25 protein-coding genes are annotated in these 25,447 nt (G+C 56.1%); 17 read left to right on the top strand and 8 right to left on the bottom strand.

The features are described 5' to 3' along the window. Positions 1-16: 16 nt before the first annotated feature. The gene (locus tag Poly51_RS23810; protein ID WP_146460831.1) at positions 17-1,036 is read left to right on the top strand and encodes an ABC transporter substrate-binding protein; all 1,020 of its coding nucleotides are present in this window, start codon (positions 17-19) and stop codon (positions 1,034-1,036) included. Here Poly51_RS23810 and asnS read toward each other — a convergent pair. The 3 genes from asnS to Poly51_RS23795 form a co-directional block, all read right to left on the bottom strand. Further along, a complete protein-coding gene (gene asnS, locus Poly51_RS23805) occupies positions 1,033-2,427 on the bottom strand; it encodes an asparagine--tRNA ligase (RefSeq protein ID WP_146460829.1) in 1,395 nt (464 codons plus the stop codon). The genes Poly51_RS23810 and asnS overlap by 4 nt on opposite strands. Before the next feature lie 71 nt (positions 2,428-2,498). Then, positions 2,499-4,151: a divalent metal cation transporter gene (locus tag Poly51_RS23800; RefSeq protein ID WP_146460827.1), complete on the bottom strand. Its 1,653-nt coding sequence runs from the start codon at positions 4,149-4,151 to the stop codon at positions 2,499-2,501. A gap of 63 nt (positions 4,152-4,214) precedes the next feature. Next, the gene (locus Poly51_RS23795; RefSeq protein ID WP_186775765.1) at positions 4,215-5,288 is read right to left on the bottom strand and encodes an FAD-dependent oxidoreductase; all 1,074 of its coding nucleotides are present in this window, start codon (positions 5,286-5,288) and stop codon (positions 4,215-4,217) included. Positions 5,289-5,444: 156 nt separating this feature from the next. Here Poly51_RS23795 and Poly51_RS23790 point away from each other — a divergent pair, with 156 nt between their 5' ends. Next, positions 5,445-7,427: a carbon starvation CstA family protein gene (locus Poly51_RS23790; RefSeq protein WP_146460824.1), complete on the top strand. Its 1,983-nt coding sequence runs from the start codon at positions 5,445-5,447 to the stop codon at positions 7,425-7,427. Between the two features lie 27 nt (positions 7,428-7,454). Here the strand turns inward: Poly51_RS23790 and thiL are convergent, their stop codons facing one another. Further along, on the bottom strand, positions 7,455-8,357 hold the full coding sequence (gene thiL / locus Poly51_RS23785; RefSeq protein WP_146460822.1) for a thiamine-phosphate kinase: 903 nt from the start codon (positions 8,355-8,357) through the stop codon (positions 7,455-7,457). A gap of 117 nt (positions 8,358-8,474) precedes the next feature. On the opposite strand from thiL, the gene Poly51_RS23780 reads away from it, so the two are divergent. After that, positions 8,475-9,908 carry a DUF58 domain-containing protein gene (locus Poly51_RS23780; RefSeq protein ID WP_146460820.1) on the top strand — a complete coding sequence of 478 codons (1,434 nt, stop codon included), beginning with the start codon at positions 8,475-8,477 and terminating at the stop codon, positions 9,906-9,908. A gap of 106 nt (positions 9,909-10,014) precedes the next feature. Continuing rightward, the gene (locus Poly51_RS23775) at positions 10,015-10,743 is read left to right on the top strand and encodes a family 16 glycoside hydrolase (protein WP_146460818.1); all 729 of its coding nucleotides are present in this window, start codon (positions 10,015-10,017) and stop codon (positions 10,741-10,743) included. On the opposite strand, the gene Poly51_RS23770 is transcribed toward Poly51_RS23775, so the two are convergent. Both Poly51_RS23770 and Poly51_RS23765 read right to left on the bottom strand, forming a co-directional pair. After that, a complete protein-coding gene (locus tag Poly51_RS23770; RefSeq protein WP_146460816.1) occupies positions 10,740-11,585 on the bottom strand; it encodes a sugar phosphate isomerase/epimerase family protein in 846 nt (281 codons plus the stop codon). The two genes, Poly51_RS23775 and Poly51_RS23770, sit on opposite strands and share 4 nt — an antisense overlap. A gap of 90 nt (positions 11,586-11,675) precedes the next feature. Further along, entirely contained in the window at positions 11,676-12,476 is an 801-nt protein-coding gene (locus Poly51_RS23765; RefSeq protein ID WP_146460814.1) for an SDR family NAD(P)-dependent oxidoreductase, read from the bottom strand. 229 nt (positions 12,477-12,705) lie between these two features. Between Poly51_RS23765 and Poly51_RS23760 the strand changes: the two genes are divergently transcribed. The 12 genes from Poly51_RS23760 (at position 12,706) to Poly51_RS23705 (ending at position 21,229) form a co-directional block, all read left to right on the top strand. Next, entirely contained in the window at positions 12,706-13,485 is a 780-nt protein-coding gene (locus Poly51_RS23760; RefSeq protein WP_146461628.1) for a DeoR/GlpR family DNA-binding transcription regulator, read from the top strand. Positions 13,486-13,501: 16 nt separating this feature from the next. Beyond that, on the top strand, positions 13,502-14,230 hold the full coding sequence (gene pduL / locus Poly51_RS23755) for a phosphate propanoyltransferase (protein ID WP_146460812.1): 729 nt from the start codon (positions 13,502-13,504) through the stop codon (positions 14,228-14,230). A gap of 99 nt (positions 14,231-14,329) precedes the next feature. Further along, the gene (locus tag Poly51_RS23750) at positions 14,330-14,623 is read left to right on the top strand and encodes a BMC domain-containing protein (RefSeq protein WP_146460810.1); all 294 of its coding nucleotides are present in this window, start codon (positions 14,330-14,332) and stop codon (positions 14,621-14,623) included. 77 nt (positions 14,624-14,700) lie between these two features. Then, positions 14,701-14,970 carry a BMC domain-containing protein gene (locus Poly51_RS23745; protein ID WP_146460808.1) on the top strand — a complete coding sequence of 90 codons (270 nt, stop codon included), beginning with the start codon at positions 14,701-14,703 and terminating at the stop codon, positions 14,968-14,970. Positions 14,971-15,093: 123 nt separating this feature from the next. After that, positions 15,094-16,293, top strand: a complete 1,200-nt coding sequence (locus Poly51_RS23740; RefSeq protein ID WP_146460806.1) for an acetate/propionate family kinase — start codon at positions 15,094-15,096, stop codon at positions 16,291-16,293. Positions 16,294-16,301: 8 nt separating this feature from the next. Next, the gene (locus Poly51_RS23735) at positions 16,302-16,616 is read left to right on the top strand and encodes a EutN/CcmL family microcompartment protein (protein WP_146460804.1); all 315 of its coding nucleotides are present in this window, start codon (positions 16,302-16,304) and stop codon (positions 16,614-16,616) included. A 55-nt stretch (positions 16,617-16,671) separates the two neighbouring features. Continuing rightward, positions 16,672-18,096, top strand: a complete 1,425-nt coding sequence (locus tag Poly51_RS23730; protein ID WP_146460802.1) for an aldehyde dehydrogenase family protein — start codon at positions 16,672-16,674, stop codon at positions 18,094-18,096. A 5-nt stretch (positions 18,097-18,101) separates the two neighbouring features. Next, positions 18,102-18,365 carry a EutN/CcmL family microcompartment protein gene (locus Poly51_RS23725; protein ID WP_146460800.1) on the top strand — a complete coding sequence of 88 codons (264 nt, stop codon included), beginning with the start codon at positions 18,102-18,104 and terminating at the stop codon, positions 18,363-18,365. Then, positions 18,362-18,997: a hypothetical protein gene (locus Poly51_RS23720; protein WP_146460798.1), complete on the top strand. Its 636-nt coding sequence runs from the start codon at positions 18,362-18,364 to the stop codon at positions 18,995-18,997. The genes Poly51_RS23725 and Poly51_RS23720 overlap by 4 nt, the downstream gene beginning before the upstream one ends. Then, positions 18,994-19,275 carry a EutN/CcmL family microcompartment protein gene (locus tag Poly51_RS23715; protein WP_146460796.1) on the top strand — a complete coding sequence of 94 codons (282 nt, stop codon included), beginning with the start codon at positions 18,994-18,996 and terminating at the stop codon, positions 19,273-19,275. The genes Poly51_RS23720 and Poly51_RS23715 overlap by 4 nt, the downstream gene beginning before the upstream one ends. A gap of 90 nt (positions 19,276-19,365) precedes the next feature. Next, the gene (locus Poly51_RS23710) at positions 19,366-20,247 is read left to right on the top strand and encodes a class II aldolase/adducin family protein (RefSeq protein ID WP_146460794.1); all 882 of its coding nucleotides are present in this window, start codon (positions 19,366-19,368) and stop codon (positions 20,245-20,247) included. 46 nt (positions 20,248-20,293) lie between these two features. Next, entirely contained in the window at positions 20,294-21,229 is a 936-nt protein-coding gene (locus tag Poly51_RS23705) for a lactate/malate dehydrogenase family protein (protein ID WP_146460792.1), read from the top strand. Positions 21,230-21,401: 172 nt separating this feature from the next. Here Poly51_RS23705 and Poly51_RS23700 read toward each other — a convergent pair whose 3' ends face one another. Beyond that, complete coding sequence (locus tag Poly51_RS23700; RefSeq protein ID WP_146460790.1) at positions 21,402-22,619, bottom strand: hypothetical protein; 1,218 nt, start codon at positions 22,617-22,619, stop codon at positions 21,402-21,404. A gap of 413 nt (positions 22,620-23,032) precedes the next feature. On the opposite strand from Poly51_RS23700, the gene Poly51_RS23695 reads away from it, so the two are divergent. After that, complete coding sequence (locus tag Poly51_RS23695) at positions 23,033-23,866, top strand: class I SAM-dependent methyltransferase (protein ID WP_146461626.1); 834 nt, start codon at positions 23,033-23,035, stop codon at positions 23,864-23,866. A 26-nt stretch (positions 23,867-23,892) separates the two neighbouring features. Here Poly51_RS23695 and Poly51_RS23690 read toward each other — a convergent pair whose 3' ends face one another. Next, a complete protein-coding gene (locus Poly51_RS23690) occupies positions 23,893-25,065 on the bottom strand; it encodes a type III polyketide synthase (RefSeq protein ID WP_246114726.1) in 1,173 nt (390 codons plus the stop codon). Between the last annotated feature and the right edge of the window lie 382 nt (positions 25,066-25,447).

The following is a 25,447-nucleotide window of genomic DNA, read 5'->3' as shown; positions in this document are numbered from 1 at the left end:
GCGAAATCAAGATTCCATGTCGGTAAAACCAAACGTCTTTTGCGTCGCCGTCTTTTTAATTGCCACAGTCGTTGGTTGTGGTGGTTCCAGGGATTCGGCGAAGTCGCCAACGTCCGATTCGGTTCCCGTACCGGCCAGCGACAAAGTTGCCGTCCAATTGAACTGGTACCCCGAAGCCGAACACGGTGGGGTTTACCAAGCCTGGGCCGATGGGACCTACAAGTCCGCGGGTTTAACGGTTGACGTCCGCCCGGGTGGACGTGCAACGCCTGTGGCGCCGGAACTGCAACTTGGGCGTGTCCAATTTGCGATGGCCAACGCCGATGACGTTGTCTTGTTCCGCCGCGAAGGGATGGACATTGTTGCCGTGTTGGCGGTGCTGCAAAACAGTCCGCGCTGCATCCTGGTGCGTGAAGACAGTGGCGTGGAGGATTTTAAGGGATTGGCCGGTATGACGCTGCAACGACAAGCCGGTCGCATGTTTCTCGAGTTCATGCGGTCGAAGGGTTTCCTTGACAAAGTCACCGAGGTCCCCTACCACGGCAGCGTGTCGTCGATGATTGCCGATCCCAAGATTGCTATCCAGGCTTATTCGTTCGCCGAACCGTTGCTTGCCCGAGAGCAAGGTGTTGAAGTTCGCACGCTGATGGTAAGCGAGTTAGGTTGGAACCCGTACAGCAGTGTGTTGATCACGTCCGGCAAGCTGATTCGTGAGCAACCCGAATTGGTTCGAACGTTTGTGAAGGCGACTCAGCAAGGATGGGCAAACTACCTCGCCGATTCCAAGTTGGGCAACGAGGCGATCCTATCGGCCAACGAACACGGAATGACCCAGGAAGCATTGGACTTCGGCAGCAAAGAGTTGACTCCGTTGGCTCTGCCCGAGGGCATGGCCATTGATCAAATCGGCGCAATGTCGCAAGCCCGTTGGAAAACACTGGTGGATCAAATGGACGCACTCGACCCAGGTGCCGCCGGAAAGGTGAAAGCCGAAGACTGTTTCACCGACCAATTTCTGATGAACGGATCTGACTAGAAATCAGCGTTGCCCGGCGTTCGCGGGAACGGGATGACGTCACGGATGTTGGCCATCCCGGTGGCGTACTGAACCGCGCGTTCGAGTCCTAGCCCAAACCCGGCGTGAGGAACCGTGCCGAACCGACGCAGATCGATGTACCAGTCGTAGTCGGCTTGATTGAGCCCCGCTTCGTCCATTCGCGATAGCAGCACATCGAGCCGTTCTTCCCGCTGGCTGCCACCGATGATTTCACCGACGCCAGGGACCAGAACGTCCATCGCCGCGACCGTTTTTCCGTCATCGGAAACACGCATGTAAAACGGTTTGATGGTCGACGGATAGTCGGTCAAAATCAGTGGTCCGCCGACATGCTTTTCCGTCAGAAAGCGTTCGTGTTCGGCTTGTAGATCGGTACCCCATTGGACCGGATACTCGAATTTTTCACTCGATGATGTCAGTACATCCACCGCGTCGGTGTAGGTCATGTGAGCGAACGGTTTTTCGATCACGGCGGTCAGCTGTTCGATCTTTCCCTTCTCGATTCGTTCGTCAAAGAACTTCATGTCTTCGCCGCACTTGTTCAAGCAATCGGTGAAGATGCGTTTCAAAAAGTCTTCGGCAAGCTTCATATTGTCCGACAGGTCAAAGAACGCAGCTTCCGGTTCGACCATCCAAAATTCAGCGAGGTGCCGCGACGTGTTGCTGTTCTCGGCGCGAAAGGTTGGGCCGAATGTATAGATCCGCCCCATCGCGGTCGCGTAGGCTTCTCCGTTCAGCTGACCGCTGACGGTCAAGTGCGCCGGTTTTTCGAAAAAGTCGTACTTGTAGTTGACCGGTCCGCCCTTCTTGGCCAGCATCTCGAGGTCCAGCGACGTGACGCGAAACATCTCGCCGGCGCCTTCGCAATCACTGGCCGTGATGATGGGTGTGTGTGTATAGAAAAAACCATTGTCGTTGAAGAAATGGTGAATTGATTGACTGATTTGATTGCGGACGCGTGCGACGGCGCCAAACGTGTTTGTACGCGGACGTAGGTGAGCCCACTCGCGAAGCTTTTCGAACGTGTGACGCTTCTTTTGCATCGGATACGTTTCGGGGTCGGCCCACCCCAGCACCCGGACGTTGGTGGCGTGCAATTCGGTGGGCTGTCCAGCCGCCGGTGACTCTTTGATTTCACCAACGATGACGACGCTGCACCCAACGGACAGCTTTTGAATCTCGTCTGCATAGTTGGGCAGCTCGGCCGGCGCAACGACTTGCAAATTACCGAAGCAGCTTCCATCGTTGATTTCGATAAAGCTGAAGCCGCCCTTGCTGTCTCGTCTTGTTCGCACCCAACCGCGAATTTCTGCATCGGGTGCGATCGCCGATGTTTGACGGGCCTTGTCGACGCTGATCCAGTTGCTCATGAGTCCATCCTGAATAAGTTTCATCCTTACCGGCGGACAGCCTCGCAGAGGTTCCGGCCGCCGGATGGTAATTAGTTCTCTGATTGCTTCTTGATGAATCCGCCGATGCCTAGAAGTAGCATCACCGCAATACCACCGAGGGCGACGTATCCGATCATCCCTTTGCTCAGCAATCCCCAGGCCGATCCGAAGCCGGCCACACCGGTTGCCAGAATCATCAGCGTATTCCAAACGAATCGTTTGCCGCCTGTTGGCATCGCATCGCCGAGTGCTCGCCGCGAGTTCATCAGCAACAGAAACGAAAGGTAGGCGATCGGCAACATCGCACCACCGATGACCGATGTCGGAACCGCAAGCGCCGGCGCGGCTTGTCCCCAGACAAACGGTCCGAGGACACCGACCGCGGGGATAAAGCTTCCGATTCGGTGCATCGTTCCTTCGGGCGGTACATTCATCAGTTCGCAAAACGCGAACCCATTAATCAGCATCAAAATGATGATGGTCGATACGGCCATCCCCAAAACGCCGACGCCGAACAGGGTCTGAGCGACCGTGCGACCAACCAATGGTTCAAGCGTTCCGGCCAAAGCAAAGTTATCGCGTCCGACCAACATGGCTGCGATTTGCTTGTCTGCTTCGGGAAGGGATTCACGGGCGAGCACGATTTCGCTCTCGCTGGCATTGGGTGACTCCTGCAAAATTCGTTTGTCCAGGAATTTGAAATACTCCTTCACTTCGCTGGCGTCGGTTTGCCCATTATCTAGCATTCGCATGACGTCCGAGGTGTTGCCATGAAATTGGCTTGCCGCCGCAATCACAACGCAACTGGTTGCCAAAACGAACGGCACGATCAAACCGATCGACAAATCGAAAATCGCGAGCGTGCGGTGCTTGACGCCCCAGCCCTTGCGAAGCATCGAATAAGGCAACAGGAACGTCATGTTAATGCCGACGGCGGTCGCGAACGCCGTGATGATTCGGTCTTTTTGAATGCCCGCGATCATGTTCGTCCACCAATCACTGTACTCACCCGTTTCCGAAACCGAGGCGGCAAGGCTTGGCACTGGTTCGAATAGATAGGTCAAGTTGGGAACGAAGCCGGCAAAAATCTTGCCCCAATCGAGTGCTCCCTCGAACGTCATCGCCAAAACAACGCCAAAGAACGAAAGCACGACCACACCTACCATCGCTTTCAAGATCAGCTCAAACGCTTTGATCCCTTTGCTGCCCGAGTTGTAAAACCAGACCACAATCGAAGCCACAACCAAGATGGTCACTGCCACGATCGCTTTACCAGAGTCAGTGTTGGTCGATGGAAGCAGATTCTGCTGGACCGATGCCGTCCCAAGGGCGAACTGTGGCAAGCACCAAACGATGTTGGCCATCATCGTGGCGATCAGCCATCCCCATGCTAACACGGGGCTGATGTGCGTCTTCAACGTTTGAAAGGGACGTTCGCCCGTTGACAGCGCGACATAGCTAATCGCGCTCAACATGATGACTCCCAAAACCATCGCAATCGGCTGTAACCACATCAGGTCATAGCCGGCGATGACGCCCAGATACAACGCACCGGCCAGCGACCCGCCGCCAAGCGTGATCGCGCCTTGCAGCCATCCAGGACCGGAAAGCCGCGTGTAAATGAGGGATTTTCCAAGTGGCCCCTTCGTCGCGGCGTCGGCTAACATCGCGTCTTCACGCGAAAAGTCGGTTTGATTGTTCATAAAGCGGGGTGCTGACGAGAAGAAGCGGGGTGCTGACGAGAAGAAAGGAGGCAGGGAATTCGGCTATGATTCAAGTTCGGCCAGGTAACGTTCCGCATCCAGGGCAGCCATGCAGCCCGTACCGGCCGAAGTGATCGCTTGACGATAATAATCGTCGGCGACATCACCTGCCGCAAAAACTGCGCGAACGCTGGTATTCGTCCGGAACGGCTTGGTCCACTTCACATAGCCTGCTTCGTTAACGTCCAGGGCGCCATCCAAGAACGCCGTATTGGGCGTGTGCCCGATGGCAACGAACATGCCACCGACGGCCAAATCGCGAGTCGTATCGTCAACCGTGCTGTTGATCTTCAGTCCGGTTACCAGTTTTTCGTCGCCATAGACTTCGCCAACAACGCTATTCCACAAGACTTCGATGTTGGGGTGATTGAGTGCACGATCCTGCATCACCTTCGAAGCACGCATTTGGTCGCGTCGAACGATCATGTAGATCGTTGCCGCGCCCTTCAGGTTTGCCAAATAAGTGGCTTCTTCCACCGCCGAATCGCCGGCGCCGACAACGGCCAACGGCTTGCTTCGATAGATTGGAAGTGCGCCGTCGCATACGGCACACGCACTGACGCCCTTGTTCTTGTACTTCTCTTCCGACGGTAAACCCAGATAGTTGGCTCGCGCGCCAGTTGCCACGATGACGGTGTGGGTCTTGATCGGATCGCCTGATCCTGGATAGAGCGTATGAGGTCCCGAATTCGAGAACTCGACACGTTCGATGTCATCGCCCACAACACGCGTTTCGAAGTTGAGTGCTTGCTGTTTCATCAACTCCATCAACTCGGTGCCTTGAACGGCGTAGTGCGGCTGGCCGTCCTTTTCGTGTCCAGCCGGGGCGGGCGGCAGATTGTAGTGACGATCTTGGCTGACCGCCGATTCAACGAACGCGCGAACATTCCCAGCCGGGAATCCGGCGTAGTTTTCCACTTCGGTTGTGAAAGCGAGCTGGCCCAGCGGAATCATCTCGGGTTTGAAAGTTCCTTCGTAGACGACGGGACTCAAATTGGCTCGAGCCGCGTAGATGGCGGCGGACCAGCCTGCGGGGCCACTGCCGATGATGACTGTTTTTTCAATGTTTTCCGACACGTTCAAATCGCTCCGCGAGAAAGTCGTATGCAATGGGAAAGTTGTTAAGATTGTTGGACGCTCAGTATACGGCTCGTCGGCCGCCAGACGTAGCGGTGGCAGTGTGTCTCAGTCGAATACTGTTTTCTATCTAGTTTTTTCATCGGTCCGATCGCCATGAGTACTCTTTTGATTGCCGTCGGCGCGATGGTGGCGTATTTGGTTGCATACCATACGTATGGCCGGTGGTTGGCTCGGAAAATCTTCCGGCTCGATCCGTTGGCCGGCGTTCCCAGCGTCGAGCTAAACGACGATTGCGACTTCGTGCCGACGAACAAATCGGTGCTGTTTGGACACCACTTCACGTCCATTGCGGGGACCGGTCCGATTGTGGGCCCCGCCATCGCAGTGATGTGGGGGTGGTTGCCAGCGCTTGTTTGGGTCTTGCTGGGTTCTATCTTGGTCGGTGCGGTTCATGATTTCGGGTCGCTGGTCGTTTCCATTCGCAGCCGTGGGCAAACCGTCGGCGACGTAGCAGGTCGGGTGTTGAATCGAAGGGTCCGGATGCTGTTCTTGCTGATCCTGTTCATGGCACTGACCATCGTGCTGGCCATCTTTGGTTTGGTCATCGCGACCGTTTTCAAACAGTACCCTGCGTCCATCATCCCGTGCTTGGTCCAGATTCCGATCGCCGTTGCGATCGGAATGTGGTTGCATCGTAAGAACGTCAACCTGTTGATTCCATCGATCCTTGCGCTGGTGGCGATGTATGTCTCGTTGATCCATGGAAACGACGGATTTTTGGGCAGCATCAATCAAGCCATGTCCCAGTGGTCCGTGATCACTTGGGTGTTGCTGTTGCTGATTTATTCTTACGTCGCATCGGTATTGCCCGTCTGGTTGCTGCTGCAACCACGTGACTACATCAATTCGTTGCAGTTGATCACTGCGCTGGGGCTGGTCGTTGTCGGCTTGGTCGTGGCGGGTTTGTTCGGCGGTGCCCCGATCGAAGCGTCGGGGAAGCGGATCCCGCTTGAGATCGTTGCGCCGATGATTCGCATGGATCCGGTCGGTGCACCATCGGTGATACCGTTCCTGTTCATCACGATCGCTTGCGGCGCTTGCAGCGGATTTCATTGCTTGGTTTCGTCGGGGACATCCAGCAAGCAAATCAAGAATGAATCCGACGCCTTGTTCGTTGGCTATGGATCGATGTTGGCCGAAGGATTTTTGGCGACGATCGTCATCCTGGCCTGCGTCGCCGGATTGGGATTGGGGGCCAGTGCCGTTGGCAGCACCGACGTCTTGACGGGCGCCGATGCGTTCAATGCGAGGTATGCGACATGGGCGTCGGCGAAGGGGTTGGGGCCAACCGTAGGCGCGTTCGTCGATGGATCGGCAAACTTCTTGAAAGCCATCGCGGTACCTTCGCAGATTGCGGTCGCCATCATGGGCGTTCTGGTCGCTTCGTTCGCGGGCACGACGCTGGACACGGCGTGCCGATTGCAACGCTACGTGATCCAAGAACTCGCAGCGACTTTCGTGGGCGATCAAGCCGATCGTGACAAACTCGGCAAGCCGAAACGGTCGTTCAATCCGATGGTCTGGTTAACGAACAAACACGGAGCCACCATCTTTGCGGTAACGTTGGGGGTTATCATTGCCGCACTGCCGGCACCCCAGACTCCGGTCACCTTCGCCGAGTCCATCACCGGTAACCTGCCAGCGGACTATGTTGCTGCGAATTCCGACTTGCCGACTGCTGCGACGGCGGGCGGGCTTGGCGGCGCGGCATGGTGGCTGACCACGTTTGCCGGCAAGGGCGGATTGATTTTGTGGCCACTGTTTGGTGCGACGAATCAGTTGTTGGCCGGGCTGGCGTTCTTGGTGATTTCATTCTTCTTGTGGCGACGGAGAGTTCCCGTTTGGTTCATCGTTATCCCCATGATTTTCATGCTGATCGTCCCGGCCTGGGCGATGCTATCGGAGCTGCCCGGTTGGCTGAGCGAAGACAATCCGAACTGGGTCGTTATCGGCGTCGGAATCGCAACACTTGTTCTAGAAGCATGGATGTTGATCGAAGCCGCGATCTTGTGGCCGCGAGTCAGGGGGATCCTCGAGACGCCGGCAGCGGTTCCAAATCGCGAAGGAAACGCTTAGCCCGTTTTGCCGGCCTGTGATTGAATCCTAGTGAGTAAATCCTTGTGGCGACAAGCGTTCATGCCGGCCGTTTTCGAGTTTCCACAATCCGGTTCGGCTTGTCGTTTTCCCTATCTGTGACAGTCGTACGCCAACGTCTTGCGAGAGCACTTTGTTGGCGTCCGCTTGGCTCATCGTAAGGATCAGCTCAAAATCTTCGCCGTCACTCCATGCATGCTGGAATGGCGTTCGACCGGATGTTTTCGACATCTCGATCGCATCCTCGTGAATAGGAATCGTATCGACGTTCAATTCGCAACCTACATCGCTTTTGGCCAGCAATCGATCCAAGTCCAGCGAAAGTCCGTCGCTGACGTCGATCGCAGCCGTGACATCGACGAGTTCGCGCAATCGCGAAGCCAATTCGATTCGCGGGATCGGACGCAGGTGGCGACCAGCGAGGCTGCCGCCGAAAGCCCCGCTGACCAAAATAGCTTCGTCGACACTTGCCCCGCTGCGCAGCCATGCACCACCGGTGGGAACGTGACCGAGCAGGGTGACGCCAATCGCCAGCGGGCCTTCGTATGTCGAGATATCACCGCCGGCGATGGCGATGCCGAAGGTGGTCGCCGCTTCAAAAATGCCCTCGTAAACCTCACCCGCGATGCGAGTCGCGTTCGTTTTGGGTAGCGCAAGAGTCACCAAGGCAGACGTCGGCACCGCGCCCATTGCTGCGACATCGCTTAAATTGATGGCCATCGACTTGTATCCGATGTCCGCCAAAGCGTGCTCGGCCGACAGGAAATCGACACCGTCGATGATCTGGTCGGTACAAGCGATTTGCTGGCCGACGACCGGTTCGATGACCGCCGCATCGTCACCGATTCCAACGGTGACCTGGGGAAGGTTGCGGCAACGGCCTCGCAAATAGGCCAGAAATGATTGTTCCACGATTCGGCTCGGTTTGTCTTTTCGAATATCAGTAAGTCGGCATGGCAACCTAAATAGCGATTCGATCCGTTACAATCCCGCAACGCATACGCTTTCTTCGCCGGTTTGCAATTCACCATGAATGATTCGATACGGCAGTCTCTCGAAAACCAGATCCAATGGCAAAGTCAACTGCCGTGGCTGGTTTTGGTCGCGTTGGCCGCACCGCTGTTAATGGTCGCTTGGAAGCTGAAGGTTTACCCGTCGATTGCATGGGTGGTTTTGCTAGCCGTGTCGCTGATCGTTTGCGTGATGACGATCTTCTTCCCAAACTTTTTGGTTGTTGCTGCGGTCGTTGACTTGGCTCTCGTGTTGGTCGCGACGGGCGATTTGGTGCTGCTCTATGTGCTCACCAGCCAGGGCATTGAAGTTCGGCGGACGATTGCGCGAACGTGTTCGTTGGGAATCTCGATTCCGAGCGAAGTCACGCTCGAAAATCGATGCGGTATGAATCTGATCGGTGAGTTGAGGGACGATTTGCCGGAGCATTTTTCGTCGACACCCGAACAGCATGAAATCCGGTTAGCGCCGCTTGGACAGTTGACGTTGAAACGAAAGTTGACGCCGGGCCGACGCGGCGCTTTCGAGCTGAGCACGGTGTACCTGCGGCTGTCCAGTTTGTGCCGCTTGTGGAAGCGGCACATCGCCTTGCCGCTGCAAAACCCGCTGAACGTCTATCCCGACATGAAGCAATTGGCAGACTATGCGTTGTTGGCGAGGACCAATCGGTTGAGTCTGATCGGTGTTCGTAAGACGCGGCGGATTGGGCAGGACAGCGAATTCGAGCGCCTACGTGATTACTCCCGAGACGACAACTATCGCCACATCGATTGGCGCAGCACCGCCCGTCGCCGCAAGCTGACCGTCCGACAATTTCAAAGTGACCAAAGCCAACGGGTGATCTTTCTTCTCGATTGTGGGCGGATGATGACGAACCAACGCGATGGCTACACGCTGCTCGACCACGCCTTGAATTCGATCCTGATGATGGCCTATGTCGCGCTGTCGCAGGGCGACGCCGTTGGGATGCTTTGTTTTTCCGACACAATCCATTCGTACATTCCGCCCGCCGGTGGCAAGAGTCAAATGAATCGCCTGATCCAAGCGGGCTTTGACCAGTTTCCGAGATTGGTTGAATCTCGTTACGACCAAGCGTTCCTGTATCTGTCGTCGCATTGCAAACGCCGGTCACTTGTCGTTTTGGCGACCAACGTGATCGATGAAGTCAACGCGGGCGCCGTTGTCGACTATCTGGGCAATATCAATGGACAACACCTGCCGCTTGGCGTGCTGCTAAGAGACCGCGAGATGTTCGACGCCGCCGATTCCCCCGATGGCGACTCATTCACGATGTACCGCGCCGCGGCCGCCGCGGAGATTTTGCTTTGGCGCAATCAAGTCGTCAAAGACTTGGAACATCGCGGCGTGTTGATCGTTGACGCGTTCCCGGATGAGCTGACCGCCCCGTTGGTGAACCAATATCTGGAAGTCAAAGCAAAGCACTTGCTTTAAGCATCCAACCGTTTTAGACGTTTGTGGCAGTCGTTCGTACTGCTTCTCGCGCCAACGATCGTGTCCCCCGTTTGCTTCTTTCGTGCTCCATTTTGGATTCAAAACCATGAGAATATTGTTCGCGTTCGCCGCCGTTGCCAGCTTGTCCGTTTCCGCTCAATTCGTTGAGCTTCAAGCCGACGCTCCGGCGACGAAAGTCCTATTTCAAGACGATTTCGAACGGACTGAATCCAAGCCCGAGCTGGAGGAAGTCGGGAAGAATTGGGGGACAAACAGCAAGAGCCGGGCTAAGGGCAACAAGCAGGTCGATTTGGTCGACGGCGCGATCCACATCGTCAAGCATGCCGAAGCCGACCACGGTGTCTCGGTCACTCAAGACATTGCTTTTGGTGACGCCACGATTGCATTGCGATTTAAGCTAGGACCCAAAGACGATTTGGGAATCAATATCGCGGACATGAAAGAGAAATCCGTTCACGCAGGCCATATCTGCATGGCAAAGGTGAAGGCGAACCAAGTTGAAATGACAGACCTAAAAACGGGGCGGATGAATTTGGAAGTCCGCAAACGTCGACTCGACGGCTTGGCGAGCGAAAATGACAATCTCGCAATCAAGAAAGCCGTGAAGTACGTTCCGGTGAAACTGACCCCCGATCAATGGCATCAACTTGTCGTCACGCTCTCGGGTGACACCATGATCGTTGCCATTGATGGAAGCGAAGTTGGTCAGTTCTCGTCACCCGGCATCGGGCACCCGACCAAAAATCGAATTCGATTGGCCGTCAATCGCGAAGCGTGGGTTGACGACGTGAACGTTTCGGTGCCATCACGCTAAGCAAGTATCTCGCTGCGGAGTTTCGTTAGCAGATCAATCGCCGCACCGATCTCGCTTTTTTGTCGCACGGGATCCTGAGGGATTTCGCGTTCGATCGTCAGCGGTCCTTCGTAACCAATCTCTTTAAGCGCCTTCAAGTACGCGGCCATATTCACGTCGCCTTGACCAAGTGCGACTTCGGCGCCCCAGGTCACGCCCGGCTGATCGCTCCACGTTCCGTCTTTGCAATGGATGCTGCGGACATGCTTGGCGACTTTGCGAAGCGCATCGATCGGCTCACCCGTTCCATAAAGAATCATGTTTGCGGGATCGAAGTTGATCTTCAGGTTGTCACGCTCGACGTGATGGATGAATTCGAGCAATCCGTCAGCCGTTTCTTGACCTGTTTCCAAATGCAGATACTGGTCATTCGCGGCTGCGTGGTCGCACAATTCGCGAGTCACAGCAACGATTCCGTCGTAACCGTCGGCAGACGGACCCTCGGGGACAAACCCCAGGTGCAGCGCGATTGCGTCGCAACGAAGCGTCTTGGTGAAGTCCGAGATGTCCTTCATTTCTTGCAGCCGCGCCGCGCGAGACGACTCAGGCACCAATCCGATCGTTCGGACCACCGTCGGAATGTCGGCATAGCTTTCGCCGTCGAATCCGCCAAACACCGCCGTGCATCGAACGCCCATGTCAGCGAGTTGATCGGCCAACGATTTCGCCGTTGCCGAGTTTCGTTTGTCGGGGTGGGGCGCGTGTAATTGAATCGTCGGAAGTTTTAATTCCGAGATCACGTTCCAGCCCACACCTAGTCCTGCGTCAACGGACGCGAACACACCAAGAGGCCAGTTTTCCATGTTAATAACTTCGCAAAGGATGTGAATGCGGACCGAGGGCTGCGCGATTCGATGTTGACGACGATACCGGCGTGGCAATACGGGTTCAGCCTACTGTGCGCCCGCGGGTTTCTCTTTGACACGATACATTTCGCGCCAAGGTAATTGAATGCCGCCGTCGATCGTCAACGTGCTTCCGGTAATGTAACTGCTGTTGGGGGCGCATAGAAAAACGACTCCGTGGCCGATCTCTTCGGGGGCTCCGAGGCGTCCCATCGGCAACTTGGCGGCTTCCTGGGCAAGCGTTTCTTCGGAGAAGAACTTTCGCTCGCCCGGTGTGTCTGTCCAGCCTGGGTGGATGATGTTGACGCGAATGCCGTGCGGGGCCAGTTCGCAAGCGGCAGTCTTACCCATCTGGTCATTGGCGGCTTTCGCCATGTTGTACGCCATCGCACCGGGAATCGGCATGTGGGCATGAGGGCTGCTGATGACGACCATGTTTCCGCCGTTGCCGGCATCGACCATGACTCTGGCGCCGCTGCGAATCAGATAAAAAGCGCCCCACATGCTGACGTCGATAGTTTTGCGAAACTCATCAAGATCGGATTCCAGCATCAAGTGTCGGTCGCTGTAGGCGGCATTGCTGACCACGATGTCCAAGCCGCCCATGATCTCGACGGATTCGGCGACCAAGCGTTCAACGTCCGCTTGAATGCCAAGATCCGCAGCAATCTTGTGAGCCTTTCCGCCAACTTCATGACACTTCGCCACCACTTCGTCGGCCTCCTCGGCATGGCCACGAAAATTGACAATGACCTCGGCGCCGGCCCTGGCCAATTGGATAGCGATTCCACGCCCAATCCCGCGTGAGGCGCCAGAGACAATGGCTCGTTTTCCTGTCAAAGATGTCATCGGTCGAATCTGGGTTAGCGAGGTGAGGCCAAGGGGGATCTGTTCGATTGCCGAGCGGCGTGTCCCAGCGTAACGCGCTGGCTTGGCGCGGTCGATTCCTGGCCGGAACCGTTTTTCTTGCGAAAATTCTCTCAAATACTCAGCGGGGTGATTGATTTCTGTCACGAATGAGAGGAATCTGTCATTCTTGGAATATCGGTGACATGGGCGTCCTGCGATGGCTGGCATGATTACGAGCGAAAATCGACGAGAGCGACTTCGCGAATTTGTGCAGGCTCGCGGATTCGCGTCGCTGGGTGAACTTGCAGCGTCGTTGGAGGTCAGCGAGTCGACGATTCGCCGAGACTTGGAACAACTTGAGCGTGAAGGACTGGCACGACGGACTCACGGTGGTGCGTTCTGGACGGGTGAATCGGACACGATTCAGGTGTTTGAAAACCGGCGAGACGATTCCTGGCCGGCCAAGGTTGCGATCGGCGAAGCGGCGGCGGCGATGGTTGAAGATCACGACACGATTTTGCTTGATGGTGGAAGCACGACGTACGAATTGGCCCGTCAATTGGTCCAACGTCCTCTGCAAGTTGTGACAAACAGTTTGCCGGTCGCTCACCTGCTATCGACCAGCGAGTCGATCGACTTAGTGATGATTGGTGGATGCGTGCGGGGTCGGACGGCCGTGACGATCGGCCCAATGGCCGACGCAATGTTGCGAAGCATCAATGTCGGAAAAGCATTTTTATCGGTGGCAGGAATCACTGAGCGAGGTTTCTTCAACAGCAACATGATGTTGGTAGAAAGCGAAAAAGCGATGCTCGAATCGGCCGACCGTTCCGTGGTCGTCGCGGACAGCAGCAAGTTTGGAAAGGTCAGTTTGAGCCGTTTGTGCGGATTAGACGAAGTAGACACGGTCATTACCGACACCGGACTACAAAGCCAGTGGAAAGAACAGTTGGAATCGACAGGTGTCGAATTAGTCTTGGCATCACCCGAAAATCAATCAGCAACTTGAGCGAACACGTTCCGATATGAATTCAACTTCCCTCGATCGAAGTCTCGTTGAACAATTGGTAAGGCAAGCGCTTCGCCAATCTTCCCCAACTTCGACGGCAAGCCCCGCAGTCGCTTCAGCCAATGCGCCTGGATGGGTCGACGGCAAACCCAATCTGCGTGTCAGCATTTCGGCGCGGCATTGCCACCTAACAGACGAACACGTCGAGATCCTTTTTGGAGCCGGTTCGGTTTTGAAAGCCGAAAAGGATCTGTACCAGGACGGTTTCTATGCGGCCGAACAAACCGTGATGGTGGTCGGTCCGCGTCGCCGGATGCTTGGCAGCGTCCGGGTTCTCGGCCCAACACGTCCATTCAGCCAAGTTGAATTGGCACTCACGGATTCCATTTCACTGGGCATCGACGCACCGGTTCGCCATAGCGGCAAAATCGATGGCACACCTGGATGTGTGCTGGTCGGCCCCGCCGGCAGCGTCCAGTTGACGCAAGGCGTCATTCGCGCCGCCCGACACGTTCACATGAACTTTGCCGATTGCGAACACTTTGGTGTTCACGATGGCGACATGATGAAACTGAAAATTTCCAGCCCCGACTGCAGCGTCACTTTTGAAGACGTGTTGGTTCGAGCCGACAAGGCAGCCAAGTTGGAAGTTCACATCGATACAGACGAAGGCAACGCCTGCAACTTGGACGCAGCCACCGAAGTCGTTCTGAAGAAAAGCGGCTGCGGCTGCGAGAAAAAATAGGTTTGAAAGATTGGGTCTTAGGTAACGAATCTCCTAAATCCTTTTCTCCTGTCCTAACACCAAACACCTCTTTCCCTACTCAGTAAGGCATTTTTAACGATGGCAAAAGTTAGCGAAGCGCTCGGCATGATCGAGTGCAAAGGTTTCATCTCCTTGGTCGAAGCTTGCGACGCAATGATGAAGGCAGCAAACGTTCAATTCATGGGCTGGGACAAAGTCGGCAGCGGCTTGTGCAGCGCATTCGTCACCGGCGACGTTGCTGCGGTGAAGGCAGCGACCGACGCGGGTGCAGCAGCAGCCGGCCGTGTCGGCGAAGTTGTCAGTGTGCAAGTCATCCCTCGTCCTCACGAGGATGTGACCAAGGTCTTGAAGTTCCCCGCACCCAAAAAGTAAACACGACCACGATCTATGTGATCGGTGTTCCAAAACTATCACCCAACCATTGAAACCACTGTCGAAGAGAAACTCCCATGAATGATGCAATCGGCTTGATTGAAACCAAAGGTTTGTTGCCCCTGATCGAAGCGACGGATGCGATGGCCAAAGCTGCCAACGTGCAAATCGTAAAGCGTGTTGACATCGGTGGCGCTTACGTCACCACCATCGTCAGCGGTGACGTCGGCAGCGTTCGCGCTGCTGTCGAAGCTGGTGCCGCCGCCGCCGCGCAAGTCGGCGAATTGGTCGGCAGCCACATCATCCCGCGTCCGGCCGAAGGTCTTGCCGCCGCATTGTTGTCGTAGTTCTTCGTTTTTCGAATCGGTTCGTGCCGTCGAGTGTCAGCGCTGAGTTGATGACCTAGAGGGCGGAGTCCGTATCGAGGATCGTATTGGCCAAGGCTTCCCTAACCCGAGATTGTTACTTCCGTGCTTGTTCTTGTAGCGAACCTAGGATCGACCAGCTTCAAGTATCGATTGTTCGATATGTCCGACGAGCGTTGTTTGGCGCGAGGGGCAGTCGATCGCATCGGTGACCCCATGAGCCATTGTGAAGTCGAGATCGGCGATTGGAAGGATGAACGATCGATGCCGGTGGCTGACCATGGCGTGGCGGTTGCTGCGTGCTTGGAACAGTTGACCAATCCTGAGCATGGAGTGCTGAAGGATGCATCGGAGGTTGCCGCGATCGGATTCAAAGCCGTTCACGGTGGTCGTCTATCGGGTGTCTTTGTCGTCGACGACAATGTGCTTGATGCGATGGGGGAAATGAACGCTGCGGCTCCGGCGCACAATCCTCCCTACATCGCGGCGATGAAGTTGCTTCGCGAGCGGTTTCCGGATCTTCCGCTCATTGCGGCATTTGAAACCGATTTTCACCAAACTGTTCCGGCGCCGCGACGAGAGTATGCGATTCCGCGTGAATGGGCAGATGGGTTTCACATCCGTCGGTATGGATTCCACGGCGCAAGCCATCGATTTATCGCCGGCCGCGCCGCAGAAGTTCTTGGATGCAACGACGCTCGCGTGATCTCGTGTCACTTGGGTGGCAGCAGTTCACTGACTGCGATCGTCGGCGGGAAGAGCGTGATGACAACGATGGGAATGACACCTCAAACAGGATTGCCTCAAAACAATCGTGTCGGCGATTTCGACCCGTTTGCTTTGCCTTTGATCATCGAAAAAACCGGTCTAACGCTCGACGAAGTGTTGAGAAAGTTGGCGAGTGAAGGCGGGCTTTTGGGATTGAGCGATCGCAGTGGCGACATGCGAGACCTGGAAGAGGCGGCCGCTGCGGGCGACGAGAAATCGCAACTCGCTTTGGACGCGTTTGTCGAAGAAGTTCGTCGGCACATGGGGGGAATGATCGTGGCGATGGGTGGCGTCGATGCGATCGTGTTCACGGGCGGAATCGGTGAAAAGGGCAAGGATGTTCGCAAGAACGTTTGTGCCAACTTGGAAGAGCTTGGCATCGTGGTTGACGTGGATGCCAACGACGCGATCAAGGGTGAAGGATCGTTCCACGCCACCGGCAGTCGCACACAGTTGTTGGTGATTCCGACAAACGAAGAAGTCATCGTCGCTCGACAATGTGTCGAGCGTTTGCAAGACCCGCGAAACCCCGGTTAAAGACACTTATGTTTATCGCAAAGGTTACCGGTTCGGTTGTCGCAACGCAAAAAGTGGACTCGATGAGAGGACACAAATTGTTGGTGGTTGAACCCTACCGACTAGACGAGAAGAAGCGTGGATCCATGGTGACGACGGGGCGCACATTCATCGCCGTTGATACGCTTGGCAGCGGCGAAGGAGACTTCGTTTTGATTTGCCAGGGGAGCAGCGCACGATTGACTCCCGAAACAAAGGACCTGCCCATCGATGCCGTTGTGATCGGCATCGTCGACAGCGTCCATATCGAAAAGCTAAACGTCTACGACCGGAATCGTGAATAAAAGTTCGCCAGTTGAACTCTAAAACCTAATACCTTACGCCTAGTATCTACTTCTTATGCAATTCGACGAAAACACCATCCGCAGCGTTGTCGCTCAAGTCTTGGCCGAAGTGGGGCCGTTGCCCAAGGCGAACGGATCGTCTTCACATGCCGGTGGCCAGTATGGCGTGTTCTATGACGCGGATTCCGCGGTCAATGCTGCTCGTACCGCGTTCGAGCAATTTCGCGCCCAGTCGATGGCGACACGAAAACAAGTCATCGATATCATTCGCCGTGTCTCGATCGAGAACTGCGAAGAACTCGGCATGATGGAGATGAACGAAACAAAGATCGGTCGCCCCGAACACAAGATCGAAAAGTTGCGAACACTCGGCGAATTGTCACCAGGAACCGAGTTCTTAGAAACCAAGTGTTACAGCGGTGATCACGGGTTGGCGATCATCGAACGAGCGCCGTTTGGAGTCATCGGTGCTATCACTCCCGTGACGCACAGTTTGCCCACCATCACGGGCAACGCGGTCAGCATGTTGGCAGGTGGAAACACCGTCGTGGTCAATCCCCACCCGTCCGGCAAGCTGGTTGCCACCGAGGGTGTGCGTCGATTCAATGAAGCGATCGTTCGCGAGATCGGCATCGACAACTTGATCTGCGTGATTGCCGAACCGACGTTGGAAACGGCGGAAGCCCTGTTCAAACATCGCCAGGTTGCATTGATTTGTGTGACCGGCGGACCGGCCGTCGGCCGCGCTGCATTGAACAGCGGCAAACGCGCGATTGTAGCAGGACCGGGCAACCCGCCCGTCGTGGTTGATGAAACTGCTGATTTGGACAACGCGGCGCGGTGCATCATTCAAGGCGGTTCCTACGACAACAACCTGCTTTGCATCGCAGAAAAAGAAGTCTTCGTCGTCGACAGTGTTTTCGATGCGATGATGGCAGCGATGCGTCGCGCAGGTGCCGTGCAACTCGATGCCGATCAAATCAGCAAGCTGACCAGCAAGGCCATCGTCAAGGTCGGCGACGATCAACACGATGCGGCTTGCAAGGACTTCATTGGTCGCGACGCATCCGTTCTTGCCCAGGCAGCAGGCGTATCGGTTCCCGAGGGCACCGAGTTGTTGTTCGGTGAAACCGACGAGCATCATCCCTTTGTCACCGTAGAACAGATGATGCCGTTCATTCCGTTCGTTCGAGCCCGCGATGTCGATCACGCAATCGAGCTTGCCAAGTTCTACGAACACGGTTTCCGACACACCGCCATCATTCACTCTCGAAACGTCCACAACATGACCAAAATGGGTCGTGAATTGGACACGACCCTGTACGTCAAGAACGGGCCTTGCATGGCTTCGCTCGGATTGGGCGGTGAAGGCTATTTGTCGTTTTCGATCGCCGGACCAACCGGTGAGGGTGTCACGACGCCCAACACGTTCACTCGCGAACGTCGTTGCAGCATGATCGACGAATTGCGAGTGGTATAAGCCAGATGCAAACCGCCATCGTCCTTGGATCAACGCGTGCGACCGTCAAAGACGTCAGCCTGAAAGGCCGACGGTTGGTGATTGTGCAACCGCTGCTCTTGAACGAAGCCGCAGACGGATCACCGTTGATTGCACTGGACAACCTCGGTTGCCGACAGGGTGACCGGGTCTTGTTGACCAGCGACGGAACATTAGCAAGAGAATTTACGAACAACGAAAACACACCAGCTCGCTGGACTGTGATGGGGATTTTGGACTCGGCCGTATGAGTGAACACGCTTCCGCCATGTCGATCGACCCAGCCTGGGTAGCCAGGATCGTCGCGGAAGTGGTTGCGCGGTTGAATGCGGCGACGGCACATAAAGCTGCGACTGCGGACGTCACGACAAACGTTGGCGGCGAAGCACTGTTGGCTAAAGTCGTCGACGTACGAATCATTGCCGAAACCGAAGCGGGATCCACCCTCATCCTATCGCCCAAGGCCGTTGTCACGCCGGCAGCCAAGGACGAAGCCAAACGAAAAAACATCCAACTGGTTCGCCAGTCGGGTGCCGCGATTGGCACGACGAGGCAGACCAACAGCACCAAGAATTTGATTGACCAAGACGATCAGCGACGAACCGCGATCGAAAACCAATTGCGCCGTCGGGGCATCCCGGGGATCACCGCGGACGTGGTGCTAAGCGATACACCGGCACGTGAGGTCGTTGACCAAGGCGGGCAAGGCAAACGTGCAGTGATGATCGGCGTTTTAAGCGACGTTGCGAGATTTGGCGGCGAAGTGGATCCGCAAGTTTGGGTACTGGACATGAAACGATTGAACATGATCGCCGCAGTCAACGTGATTGCCTCGATCGTTCAATTTCGAAAGTCCGTCCAATTAGGGAAGTCACGGGCATGAAAATAGCACGAACCATTGGAACGGTCACGCTGGCCCGGTCTCATCCGGCGATGCGTGGCGCGACGTTGAAATGTGTGGAAGTGGTCGAATCGATCGACCGCATCGAAACACAGCCGCTTGGCGGTGAAATGATTGTGACATGGGATCTGTGTGGCGCCGGAGTCGGAGACTTGGTGGCGATGGCAGAAGGACCTGAGGCGGCTCAGCCGTTTCGACCGGACGTCAAGCCGATCGATGCGTCGATCGTCGCTCTGTTGGATGAAGTCGACCTCGGATGACGGCCGAAAATGGGGCGACCGAATCGTACAGCGATGATCGGTTGCCCATCAATACGAACACTGAATTGACACCTTATTGAGAACTCGGAAATGCAAAACCTTCATAAAATCAAGCAAGACATGTGCGACATCGGTCGACGCATTTACAACCGTCAATTCGCGGCTGCGAACGATGGAAACATCACCGTCCGCGTTAGCGAAAATGAAGTGCTTTGCACGCCGACATTGCACTGCAAAGGCTTTTTGACGCCCGACGACATTTCGTTGGTCGACATGACGGGCAAGCAGTTGTCGGGACGCAAGAAACGGTCCAGCGAAGCGTTGCTGCACCTTGAAATCTATCGCCAACGCGACGACATCAAGAGCGTGGTTCACTGTCACCCGCCGCACGCCACCGCGTTCGCGATCGCTCGCGAACCCATTCCACAGTGCATCCTGCCCGAAGTCGAAGTGTTCTTGGGCGACGTGCCGATCACCAAGTATGAAACGCCCGGCGGCCAAGGTTTTGCGGACACAATCGTCCCGTTCGTGAATCGAACCAACGTGATAATTTTGGCCAATCACGGTACGGTCAGCTACGGCGAGAACGTTGAGCAGGCTTTCTGGTGGACTGAGATCTTGGATGCTTATTGCCGCATGCTGATCTTGGCGAAACAACTCGGAAACATCTCGTACCTCAGCGGCGAGAAGTCAAAAGAACTGCTCGATTTGAAGGACAAGTGGGGCTACAAGGATCCACGCAATACGCCTGAGTACGAAGACTGTGATATCTGCGCCAACGATATTTTTCGCGATTCGTGGGCCGATTCGGGTGTAGCGCGTCGTGCGTTTGCGGCACCACCGGCACTGAAGAAAGCGGCCGACACGGCAGCCTCAACCGTTGCCTCGTCGGGTGCGGCATCGGGCATGAACGAAGAAGCTTTGGTGAAAGCGATCACCGACGAAGTCATGCGTCAAATGCGTCAGAACTAAGAATGCCAGCGAAGCAGCACGTTTACTCTTACCTCGATTTAGAATCATGAAAGTTTCCATCATCGGTGCCGGCGGACTCGTCGGCTCGTGCGCAGCGTTCGCGCTGCAGTGCGGCGGCATTGCAAGTGAAATTGCGTTGTTGGACGTCAACCAAGAATTGGCGGTCGGGCAAGCGCTCGACTTGCAACACGGCACCCCCAGCACCGGCAACCAAGTGATTGCCGGCGGCGGTTACGAACACATTGCCGACAGCGATGTGATTTGCATCACCGCTGGACTTCGCCGGAAGCCCGACGAGTCGCGATTGGACTTGATCAACCGTAACACGGACCTGTTCGTTCAAATTCTTCGCGACGTCAAAGCTGGTAAGCCAAAGCCTTCGGCGATCGTGTTGGTCGTCAGCAACCCCGTCGACATTCTGACATATGTTGCGGCCCAGCAACTGGGATTGCCCGTCAATCAAGTGATTGGCTTAGGGACTCAGTTGGACACGATTCGTTTCTGCTCACTGATTGCCGGCGAGTTGAAAGCACCGCCGACGCAAACCAAGGCGTTGATTTTGGGCGAGCATGGTGAGTCGATGGTGCCGATTTGGAGCAGCGCTACGATCGCGGGTTTGCCGCTGGACAAGTATCCAGGCTGGAGCCCGAACCTAGCGAACCAACTGTTCACGCGGACGCGTGGCAGTGGTGCGGAAGTGATCAAACGCAAAGGTGGCGCCGGGTTCGCCGTCGGAATCGCGATTCGCGATGTGATCGATGCGATTGCCCTGGACCAACAGACCCTGCTGCCGGTCAGCAGCGTGCAATCGGGTTGCTTCGGCATCAACGACGTTGCACTGTCGGTGCCAACACTGGTCGGACGCACAGGCGTTTTAGGCCGTTTAGAGATCGATCTATGGCCCAAGGAAGTCCAAGGGTTGCGGGCAAGCGGCGCCGCGTTACGCAAGACGCTCGAGACCGTTATGAAACGCGTCGGATAGGGGCTCGCGAAGGCCCGCGTTTTGATTAAAGTAAGGTTTCGCGATGCTTCGAGATGGGTGCACAGGTAGCTGATGTCGCATTTTAACGGCTGCGTTCAAATGTTGTCTGTGACTCCCTCTCGGGGCATCGCGCTTTCTAGTCAGACGCTTCTGACACTTTGCCGGCTGGTCGCTATTTGACGACCAGAATGACTTGGACTTTGACGTCGGCGCCCGCATCGCCGACGGTCCCGCGGGGCATCGATACGAAATCCAATTGGTGGATCCCCTGGGCTAGTTCCTGCGTCAGCGAGTTGCGTTGCTTCATGAGCACCAAATCGTCATGGCGAATCGCTGTCGGGTCACCCACCGAAGTTTCGAAGTCCGACCGAAGACTGACATCGCTTGATAGAGCAAGTTCGACAGACTCGATGGCCGTGTCGTCATTAAGCAATGCAACGTGGAAGCGATCGAAGTTCTTGCCTGTCGTCTTCAGATAGAACATTGAAACGCGACTGGTGTCACCCGAGGTTGAAACCACGTCGACGGCAGCTTCTTTCAATCCGTCCTCGACATCGCTGCTGGGGGTTGGCGCGATTCCGCTAGCCCTGAGTGCTTGGCGGACGCTCTTTCGAGCCCGGCCGAGCTCTGTTTGTGTGACTTGGATGACCATGATCGGGCGAGTCGTCATCCGGCTGGCAACATCCCCGGTCGATGCCACGCTGAGTGGCGATACCTCGCGATCCCGTGCGACTGATACTGGGTCCATTTTGGCGGCGCGGTCAGCGTCCACTGTCGCCAGAATGGCCGGTGAATCGGACGCGTCCGTCGGCTGGGTTGTGTCCGCTATATCGGTTGATTTGATTCGTGGAGCAAGTTGCGGCGTCTCTGCGTCTTGATTTTCAGTCACCGATGCGATCGATTCGATGGCCTTGTTTGCCGGATCGGTCAATTCGACGATTGCCCGGGGGGTCGGCACCGGACCAGACTGTTCAGCGACCTCGACGGGGTCGTTACGAAGCGACAGGGAAGCGAAGGCGACGGTGGCGGCCAGCCCGACAGCGACGGCGGCCCAGCGTTGCCATGACATGGATGCGGCGGCTGTGCGGACGGATGTGGCTTGCTCGGAAACTCGGACCAAAGGATTGTCTTCGCCAAGGCCTTCAGCCCGTGCGCGAGCCACGGCGGCCTCGAGGACTCGACCGGAAAATCCCTGATCCAGTTTTACATTGCGGTCGGCGGTGGCGACGTGCTGAAGCGATCCGCGCAGCTCTTTCCACTGATTCAATTGCGATGCAATCGACGGATCACTACGAAGCCAGCGTTGGACTTCATCGATCTGGTCGGGGCTGAGGGCATCATCCAGATAGCCGCTCAGCATTTGGTCGATGTATTCTTGAGAGATTGTCATTCGGGTACGTATCAGAAAAGTACTCTGATTCCAGCAAGTTTCCACGCGTTGCCAATGGGCAGGCATGATAGCGGTATTGGAAAGCATTCGTTGCTTTCGACTTTGTTGGGATGCGAGGCCGGTTGCCAAAGTTCCCTTCAGGTGATCCAAAACTTCCTTGAAGGTGCCTTTTTTCGATTTTTTGTGAGTACATCAAGGGCGAAATCGCGTCCGGTATCGCTCTGATGTTGCTTATCAGAGTCCCGTGGGCGAGAGTTCCCTCCCTTGAGAGACCGCTCCAGATTTTTCGTTGAACCGTCGACTCGATCGTCTGCGAAAGGCGCACATTTGGACACCAAACGTTACTTAATTTCGGCTGCCCGCACATGACATCTGACGAGCATCTTCGCGTCAATCGACGGGTCTACGACTCGATGGCGACGGCTGGCGACCCGCTGTGTCGGCCCGCTAAGGACAATGAACTTGCCAATCCGCTGGCGACGGTCGATGGTGCGGGATGGCTGGGGGCATCGATCCAAGGGTGTCGGCTGTTGTGTTTGGCGGCGGGTGGAGGTCGGCAAAGTTCGCTCTATGCGGCAGCGGGCGCCGATGTGACGGTGGTTGATTTGAGCGGGGCGATGTTGGAACTGGATCGCCGTGTGGCGTCAGAGCGAGGTTTTTCGATCCGATTGTTTGAAACCTCGATGGACGATCTTTCGATGCTTCGCGACGGCGAATTCGACATCGTGATTCAGCCTGTGAGCACGTGTTATGTTCCCAACCTGGCTCGTGTCTATGCCGAAGTCGCGCGGGTATCGCGTGGCGGCGCCGTTTACGTCAGCCAGCACAAGCAACCGGTCAGCCTGCAGGCTTCGATGGAACCGGCGTCCGGGGGAGGCTATCCATTGCTACACACCTATTATCGGCACGCCCAAAAGACGAATCGCCCGGTCCCCGCGCCGGTGGCGTCCAAGCAAACGTCGGCTGCGTCGATGCGTGCGGCAAAACGCCTACGAGAACACGGCGCGATCGAGTACCTACACCGCTGGGAAGAGATCGTGGGGGGCATGTGCCGCGCAGGCTTCGTGGTCGAAGATCTCAGCGAACCGTTCCATGCCAAGCCGGACGCCGAGCTCGGTTCGTTTGCCCATCGAGCCCAATTCATTCCACCCTACGTCCGAATCAAGGCACGGCGCAAGGGGACATCGGTCGCAGAATCCGACGCCAGCCGACCCCAGTCGGCTCCGTCGATATGGTTGCCCAGTTGAGCAGGCGGAACGCTCAGGGGTTTAAGCTAGCGGATCAGCGCGACTTCGATTTCCAGGCCCGGCCCGAAACCGAGCATCACCCACGGTTTGGGGCGACCTTGTTCGGCAAACCGACGCAAGATGAACATCATGGTTGCCGACGACATGTTGCCGTGATCGGAAAGCACTCCGCGAGACACATCTAAGGCATCGGTATCGAGTTTTAGGCAGCTTTCCGAAGCGCTGAGGATACGTGAGCCGCCGGGGTGGACCGCCCATCCTTGGACTGATTCGATGGTTTCACCTTGCGCGGCCAACCACGGTTCCAAGAAGGACGACAAGTGCTTCTCGATCAAGCCGGGAACCTTCGCCGACAGCGTCATTTCGTAACCAAAGTCGCCGATGCGCCATGTCATCGCTTCACGGCTGGCGGGGACCAAGCATGATCCCGTTGCGGCAACGATCCCGATCGATGTTTCCGAATCATCGCATTGGTCCAATGCGTCGATCAGATCTGAATCCTTGAGGGATCCGCGTCCGAGCACTGCAGCGGCCGAGCCGTCAGCGAAGAGGGCTCCGCTGACGATACGATCGGGGTCGTATCCATATTGGTAGTGAAGACTACATAGTTCGACACAGCACATTAAGACGTTCGCATTCGGTGATGCTGCGACCAAGCCTGCGGCCGTACGGAGTCCGTTGATCGCGCCGTGGCACCCCATGAATCCTACCTGGACGCGCTGTGTCGTCGCGGGCAGTCCAAGGCGGTCAATCAGCTCGATGTCGACGCCTGGGGCGCTGAACCCGGTACAGGATACGGTGACCAAGTGGGTGATCGCATCGGCCGACACTCCGCTGTTGGTCAACGCCTCGCGCGAGGCTTCGGTTGCCAACTGCGGCGCCTCGACGGCGTACCGATCACTGCGATGCTGGGTCGTTGGCCCGCGGTCTTCGGGTGAGAGCAGTGGCGGATAAAAATCGTTGATGATTTCTGATTCCGCGTTCCTGTCCAGCAAAACGCTGCCGCGATGTTCGATACCGGTTCGGCGATACAGCGCCGCGACTTTGCGAGACTGGCTTGAAGTGGTGCACGACATCTGGTCGGCGAACCGAGCACTGGCCGTGTTGTCGGCGCGAAATTTGGGGATCGATGTTCCCATTCCGCGAATGACGATTTCTAGGTCGGCGGCGGTTTCGGCGAGAGTTGCGATCGGCTTCATGGGCCCGTTCAGTTGATGGCTTTGGACCAAAATGGTGCTGCGGAATAACGATTCGCCGCGAACGTAAACTAAGAATGAAACGATCCTGATTCCAAAACGACCGTTTCGCAATGAGTGAATTCCGACTTATTTCGACTTCACCCGGCTTCTAAAGTACCCAACCAGCAACGTATCGGGCAGGTGCGAATTCGGCGATCCAGACCGATTCAGGGCAACATCCCCATTCGGGTGACTACGGACGTCAAGGCAACTTTCGCGCTCAAGTGGGTCGCCAGAGTGTTGATCGCGCCCTAAAATGAGACAGCGTCCTTAACGTCGCATAGATTCGCATTAGCGTGGTGCGAAAATGGTGTCTGCCCCCTTTCGTGCCAAGCAACCGAAG

The organism is Rubripirellula tenax (genome assembly GCF_007860125.1).
In the GTDB taxonomy this organism is placed as follows: Bacteria; Planctomycetota; Planctomycetia; order Pirellulales; family Pirellulaceae; genus Rubripirellula; species Rubripirellula tenax.
The sequence above is the reverse complement of the archived record's forward strand: the minus strand, read 5'-3'. Positions and strand labels throughout refer to the sequence as shown.